Source organism: Colwellia sp. MB02u-9, from assembly GCF_014077085.1.
Taxonomy (GTDB): Bacteria; Pseudomonadota; Gammaproteobacteria; order Enterobacterales; family Alteromonadaceae; genus Cognaticolwellia.
This window is the reverse complement of record NZ_JACGVF010000090.1, coordinates 125,328-132,008: the sequence shown is the minus strand read 5'-3', so window position 1 is coordinate 132,008 and position 6,681 is coordinate 125,328. Positions and strand designations below refer to the sequence as shown.

At 40.0% G+C, this 6,681-nt stretch carries 6 protein-coding genes, 1 tRNA gene and 1 rRNA gene; 6 read left to right on the top strand and 2 right to left on the bottom strand.

Translation table 11 applies throughout. The features are described from left to right. The 3 genes from rrf (at position 1) to H4J65_RS07090 (ending at position 2,057) form a co-directional block, all read left to right on the top strand. Positions 1-114, top strand: a 5S ribosomal RNA gene (rrf, locus tag H4J65_RS07100). Positions 115-158: 44 nt separating this feature from the next. Further along, positions 159-243 (top strand) — tRNA-Tyr (locus H4J65_RS07095). Between the two features lie 446 nt (positions 244-689). Beyond that, positions 690-2,057 (top strand): DEAD/DEAH box helicase, encoded by a 1,368-nt coding sequence (locus H4J65_RS07090; protein ID WP_182135890.1) that lies wholly within the window; start codon positions 690-692, stop codon positions 2,055-2,057. A 53-nt stretch (positions 2,058-2,110) separates the two neighbouring features. Here H4J65_RS07090 and H4J65_RS07085 read toward each other — a convergent pair whose 3' ends face one another. Then, positions 2,111-2,554, bottom strand: a complete 444-nt coding sequence (locus H4J65_RS07085; RefSeq protein WP_182135889.1) for a YaiI/YqxD family protein — start codon at positions 2,552-2,554, stop codon at positions 2,111-2,113. Between the two features lie 107 nt (positions 2,555-2,661). Between H4J65_RS07085 and H4J65_RS07080 the strand changes: the two genes are divergently transcribed. The 3 genes from H4J65_RS07080 to H4J65_RS07070 all read left to right on the top strand — a co-directional run bounded on the left by H4J65_RS07080 (position 2,662) and on the right by H4J65_RS07070 (position 4,828). Further along, a complete protein-coding gene (locus tag H4J65_RS07080) occupies positions 2,662-3,138 on the top strand; it encodes an acyl-CoA thioesterase (RefSeq protein ID WP_182135888.1) in 477 nt (158 codons plus the stop codon). 73 nt (positions 3,139-3,211) lie between these two features. Beyond that, positions 3,212-3,565 (top strand): DUF2750 domain-containing protein, encoded by a 354-nt coding sequence (locus tag H4J65_RS07075; RefSeq protein ID WP_182135906.1) that lies wholly within the window; start codon positions 3,212-3,214, stop codon positions 3,563-3,565. 6 nt (positions 3,566-3,571) lie between these two features. Next, positions 3,572-4,828: a DEAD/DEAH box helicase gene (locus H4J65_RS07070; RefSeq protein ID WP_182135887.1), complete on the top strand. Its 1,257-nt coding sequence runs from the start codon at positions 3,572-3,574 to the stop codon at positions 4,826-4,828. A 144-nt stretch (positions 4,829-4,972) separates the two neighbouring features. Here H4J65_RS07070 and H4J65_RS07065 read toward each other — a convergent pair whose 3' ends face one another. Further along, positions 4,973-6,088 (bottom strand): alpha/beta hydrolase, encoded by a 1,116-nt coding sequence (locus H4J65_RS07065; RefSeq protein ID WP_182197034.1) that lies wholly within the window; start codon positions 6,086-6,088, stop codon positions 4,973-4,975. Positions 6,089-6,681 lie beyond the last annotated feature (593 nt).

Genomic DNA, 6,681 nt, shown 5'->3' with positions numbered 1-6,681 from the left:
CTAGCGACAATAGCGACATGGCCCCACCTGATCCCATTCCGAACTCAGAAGTGAAACGTGTTAGCGCCGATGGTAGTGTGGGAGTTCCCATGTGAGAGTAGGACATTGCTAGGCTTCTATTTAGAATACCCAGCTTATGGCTGGGTTTTCGGCCCTGTGGAGGGGTTCCCGAGTGGCCAAAGGGATCAGACTGTAAATCTGACGGCTCAGCCTTCGGTGGTTCGAATCCACCTCCCTCCACCACCATTCTAAAACCCGTAACTAACGTTACGGGTTTTTTCGTTTCTATCTATCCATTAATCATCTTTTTTAGAGCCTTACCGCCGATAGTTCTTCTTTTTCTATGTGAATTTTTACAGAAAGGAAGGATGAGAAGTAAATAAGTAAGCAATCAAGGCATATAAAAGTACTATTTGTTTTAGTGTTTACCTCCTGTAGTCCTCTTGCTTCTCTCCCTGTGAGATATTTTTTATTATTACAGGTATAAAAGAATGAATGAGAAAGGAATAAGTGAATACTTAAGACATTAAAGAACAGCTTAACTTTACCTTACCCTTCTCCATTAGTATTAATTTAGTTGCTGTTTATGATAGAAGAATAAGCACTTTCATTGCACTAAAGCCGTCTATACTGTATTCTGCATCGCCGTTTGACATTGGATCAAACCAACAGCGAGAAGAGAATATTCTATGAGTTTTACCGATTTAGGTTTATCTGCACCCATTCAAAAAGCCATTGCGGAAAAAGGTTACGATACGCCATCACCTATTCAAGCTCAGGCTATTCCTGCCGTGCTTGATGGTAAAGACGTTATGGCTGCTGCGCAAACGGGTACAGGTAAAACAGCCGGTTTTACTTTACCTATTCTTGAGCTGTTATCTAAGGGCGATAACGTCCGCCCAAACCAGGCTAGAACGCTTATTATTACTCCAACTCGTGAGCTTGCGGCCCAAATTGCTGAAAACGTAGAAATGTATGGTAAATACTTACCATTGAAATCTACTGTAGTCTTTGGTGGTGTTAAAATTAACCCACAAATGCTGCGCTTGCGTCAAGGCGTTGATATTCTAGTCGCTACTCCTGGGCGTCTACTCGATTTGTATAATCAAAAAGCGGTGCGATTTAATCAATTAGAGATTTTGGTACTTGATGAAGCAGATAGAATGCTAGATATGGGTTTCTTACGTGATATTAAGAAAATTTTATCTTTGCTGCCAAAAACACGTCAAACACTACTATTCTCAGCAACATTTTCTCCTGATATTCGTGAACTAGCTAAAGGCATAGTTAATGATCCCGTTGAAATTTCCATTAGCCCCAAAAATACGACTGCTGAATCTGTTGAGCAATTAATTTATTCAGTTGATAAAAACAGAAAAGCCGCTTTACTGACCCATTTAATTCTAGAAAATGACTGGCAACAAGTTATCGTGTTTATGAAAACTAAACATGGCGCAAATAAATTAACTAAACAGTTAGATGCCGCAGGTATCAGAGCTGCTGCTATTCATGGCAACAAAAGTCAAGGTGCGAGAACTAAAGCTTTAGCACAATTTAAAGAGGGTAATATTAGCGTACTCGTTGCTACTGATATTGCTGCCCGTGGTATCGATATAGAACAGTTGCCACAAGTGGTTAACTTTGAATTGCCTAATGTACCAGAAGACTATGTGCATCGTATTGGACGTACCGGCCGAGCAGGTTCTACCGGTCATGCAGTATCTTTAGTCTGTGCTGATGAAATAGATTTACTTAATGATGTAGAACATGTCATACAAACGCATTTGCCAAGAGAAGTTGTTGCCGGTTTTGAACCCGTACATGCCTTACCAGAGTCACGTAATTTACGCGCTTTAAAAGCTCAAAAGCCAAGAAAATTTAAATCAGAAAGTGTTGAACATAAAGATGGTCAACGCTCGGGCGAAAATGCTCGTGGTCATAAACCGACTGGAAAAAACAGACGCCATATCGGCAATAGCTCTGCTAGTAACCCTTATGGGAATAGCGACGGTAATGGTGGCGGACGTCGCCGCATTAATCCTAATCCAAGTAAATAATGATAATAGCAAGGGCAAAATAATTTTTTGCCCTTGCGCTATATTTGCTTAACTTATTGCTGCGCTAGTAACTTATCAAGATTGTTAGCAAAAGCTTGTCGATCACTTTGGCTAATAGGTGGCGCTCCACCTGTTTCAATACCACTAGAGCGCAGCGTATCCATAAAGTCACGCATATTAAGACGTTGACGAATATTGGCCTCTGTGTAAAGCTCGCCTCTAGGGTTGAGTGCTAAGCAGCCTTTTTCGACGACTTCAGCCGCTAAAGGAATATCTGCTGTTATCACTAAGTCATTTGGCTCGGCTCGCTTAACAATTTCATCGTCAGCAACATCAAAGCCAGCACTCACTTGTACGAAGCTGATCACCTTAGACGGCGGTACTTTTAGATAATGATTAGCCAATAATGTTGTAAGTGTTTGAGTACGCTCTGCGGCTCGAAATAGAATCTCTTTAATAACTACCGGACACGAGTCGGCATCAACCCAAATTTTCATGGTTATCCTTTAAATTTTAACTATGACTTAACGGGTGTAATGTACCTTTAAAACGCAAATATTGTAACCACTGTTAACCTTAATTTTACTGATAAATAGGAAGCACCATGAAGCAACCGCAACGCGATATAACCTTAAGATTTTTAGCTGAACCTCAAGACGTTAACTTTGGTGGAAAAGTTCACGGTGGTGCAGTAATGAAATGGATTGATTTGGCTGCTTATGCCTGTGCAGCAGGTTGGAGTGGTCGTTATTGTGTTACCGCTTATGCGGGTGGTATTCGTTTTGTGGCGCCAATTCATGTCGGTAGCTTAGTAGAAGTTGAGGCGAAAGTGATTTATACCGGTAAGTCTTCCATGCATATAGCGTTGAAAGTAAATGCCTGTGATCCTAAGTCATTAAATCGTCGACTCACTACGCATTGTATTGTGATTATGGTGGCTGTTGATCAGAATGGTCAATCTGAGCGTGTTCCTGAATGGATACCTAAAACAACGGCAGATAAAAAAGAGCATGACAGCGCAATAAAGTTAATGGAAATGCGGAAAAACATCGGCGAAGAAATGCAAATTTTTGTAGAATAGCGCCGCCATTTAAAAATAGTTTTCATCAGGAGTTCATGTGTTAGAGCCAGAAAAAATCAAACAAATATTACAGATGGATGACGCGCAGCGCGCCGTTTACTTTATCAATGAAGCGGTCAGCCAAAACGAGTTATGGATCTTAACTGATGAACATGGCTGTGTAATGCTAAACACGGAAGAAGAGGACTGTGTACCGGTTTGGCCGAATAAAGAGTTTGCCCAAGCTTGGGCTACCGATGGCTGGCAAGCTTGTCAACCTGAAGCAATTTCTTTAAACAAATGGTTTAGTCGTTGGAGCACGGGTTTAGCCGATGACGAACTCGCTATTGTGGTGTTTCCAAGCCAAGACGAGCAAGGCTTAGTATATTACCCTGATGAACTTGAGCATGAACTTAAACAAAAACAACATTCGATTAATAAGCGATAGATCATCATGAGTTTTTCGTCCCTAGCATTAGATAAGTCACTTACCGATGCCGTTAAAGCCTTAGGCTATGATCAGCCAACGCCGATTCAACAGCAAGCCATTCCAGCTATTTTAGCCAATAAAGACATTATGGCTGGAGCTCAAACTGGTACAGGTAAAACTGCCGCCTTTGCTTTACCTATTCTGCAACGTTTAAGCGAGAATATTCCAGCACAAAGGCCAATTAGAGCCTTGGTATTAACACCAACGCGTGAACTTGCGCAGCAAGTGTATAAAAGCTTTGTTAGTTATGCTGAAAATACTGAGCTGAATATTGCGGTGGCTTATGGTGGTGTCAGTATTAAACCGCAAATTGAAGCCATTGAGCAAGGTGCTGATATATTAATTGCCACCCCTGGTCGGTTGTTAGACCATATTGTTAATGGCAGTGTTTTGTTAATTCACCTTGAAACTATTGTTTTTGACGAAGCTGACCGTATGTTAGATATGGGCTTTAAGGATGAAATTGACCGTATTTTAAATCGTCTACCGCCTAAGCGTCAGACTTTATTGTTTTCAGCGACTTTTGATGATGCCATTTTCAAACTCAGTAAAACCTTACTTAATGATCCACAACTTATTGAAGTCAGTGAACGTAATACCGCAGCAACAAAAGTAGAGCAAATTGTTTATACCGTTGATAGTGACCGAAAACGTGAGCTTACTTCATTTTTAATTGGTTCTAAAAACTGGCAACAAGTGCTTATTTTTACTCGCACAAAACTGGGCGCGGATGAACTAGCAAAAGAAATGTCGAAAGATGGCATTAAAACCCAATCTATTCATGGTGACAAATCCCAAGGTGCGCGTGATAAAGCCTTAGCAGAATTTAAAGCAGGTAAAACTCGCGCCTTAGTCGCGACCGACGTTGCCGCGCGTGGTATTGATATTAGCGACTTACGTTATGTGATCAATTATGAACTCCCCTATATTGCTGAAGATTACATTCATCGTATTGGTCGCACCGGACGAGCAGGTAACGAAGGCTTAGCTATTTCTTTAATGAGCCCATCAGAAACTTGGTTGCTAGAAGCGGTAGAAAAAGTGTTAGACACTCGCTTAATGCAACAATGGCTACCAGGCTATGAGCCAGATTTAACTAAAACTGACCCACCAGCCCGTAAAAATACTTTAGGACAGCAAAAAAAGCATGGTCGACAAAAGGCCTTTGGCGATAACAGTAAAGCTAAGTTGAATAAGCCGCATAAGTCACGTAAACGCTAAAGCAATAAATTAGTTCATCCTACTTATGATGACATTATAATCTTAATAGCCTTGCTAGTAGCGGGTTAGATCAAGCAGAAGTTTAGCTTCTGCTTGCTCTAAACTGAACTTAGGTAAATTAATTTGAGGTAAAGTAAAAATAGACTAAGTTAAGCGCCAAACTTGTGCTGATTTGCATTTTCTTTTACGTGCACTGTCATCGTAAGCAAGATCATCAATACTTTGTCTAATGTCTTCATTAACCGTGGCCCATAGATAATAACTATGTTCTGTGACACCACGAACAATATCAGAGCAGTTGACTTGACTGATTTTATGGTGCAATTGCAAGGGTCGTGCTGTGCCATTATGGCCTAACCTATCGGTATTGCCTTTGGTGTAATCAGAAATATACATAGCTAAATCACCATTATTGTAATAAACCGTTACATGCTTGGCTAATTGATGCAAATTAACCATATGCTTTTTATCTTCAAAAATATCATCATCAACATCAGGTGCACACATAAAGATATGCTGAAATAATTGTGGACGGCGTTTTTGGTTATTGAGCTTATCTAATGAAACTAGGGCGTTTTGTAAAACAAAATTACCCATTGAGTGGCACAGTAAGTGTAGTTGTTGACCACATTCATTTATCGTCGGATCATTATGTTTAGGTCTGAGCGTCATCAGAAAGTCACGTAATTTAAGAAAGCCTCGCGCTACTGCTAAGCTTGAGTCTCTAGCATCGTTACGATCAGATAAATAAGCTTTATTTTTCACCATAGCGCCGTTTGAAGGCCAAGTAAAAAGAAACACGCTGGTATCCTTTAATTTATCATTATCTTGCGATATGCGGTTTAACATTAATTCTAATGCCATGGCAGAGGCGACCGCTTCAAACCAGTCAACATTAAAACCATGAATAAAAACCACCAGATCACGTTTCAGATCCATTTGTTTCTTGATCTCATTAAAAGCCACAGTGGAAGCCAGAGGTGTGGTGAGGTTTTTTGGTTCTACAAAAGCAGCGATAAGACTTTTTTTCCGTAATTTTTTTTCAATATAGCCTGATAGACTTTCACCATCACCTGAGCGGTTATGGACCTTATCATTCAGGTAGTCGGTTACTTTATTAGCACCAACTTCAACCGTGACTCGACCAAAACGTAAGTTATTAGGTCGGTCAGCACTAAAATCTTGTCCATAACTGTCGGGAGTCCAACGTTGACCTAAGTGATTTCTGTTAGTGGCATAATGTAGCGTTAACGTGAGCATATAAACATCCTGTAAAATTAACTTAAACTAGAATAATTGTAGCTAATATATTCATGCTCACAACCGACTTAGGTTATTATGCTGATGTTATACCTTGAAAAGTCTTGCTTATTAAGCTCACTTTTCCCTGCTTTAGCGCGGCATCGTCATAATGACTGTTTAATATGTTAATGCCGATAGAATAGGTTGAGCCATGACTCCAAGGCCACCAAATAACAGTAAGGGCGGGTGTCTCTTGAAAGGCTGGCTGAGTAAAAATCAATTGGTTTTTATTGGGGGTTATTGGGGTTTATTAATTTACCCAATTCATCTTTAAGCGCTTGAGGGGCTTTTTTAATATTCTTTTTATGCCATTCTTCACTGAATAACTGCCGTAAAATAGTTAATATGCGCTCTTTTTTCCCATGAAAATTCAGCGAGTAAAGCGGATTGTTTGTCTTCCTAGCGCCAAGTTAGCTCATCACCTCATAGTGTTGTTATGGTGCTCAATATAGTGTCTTGTTTTGTTTGCTTATGTGACACGAAAATTCCTTTTTATTCATTTATGTAAGCAAGTAATTAGGTGAGCATTTAAGTTAAATAATTTAAAAATA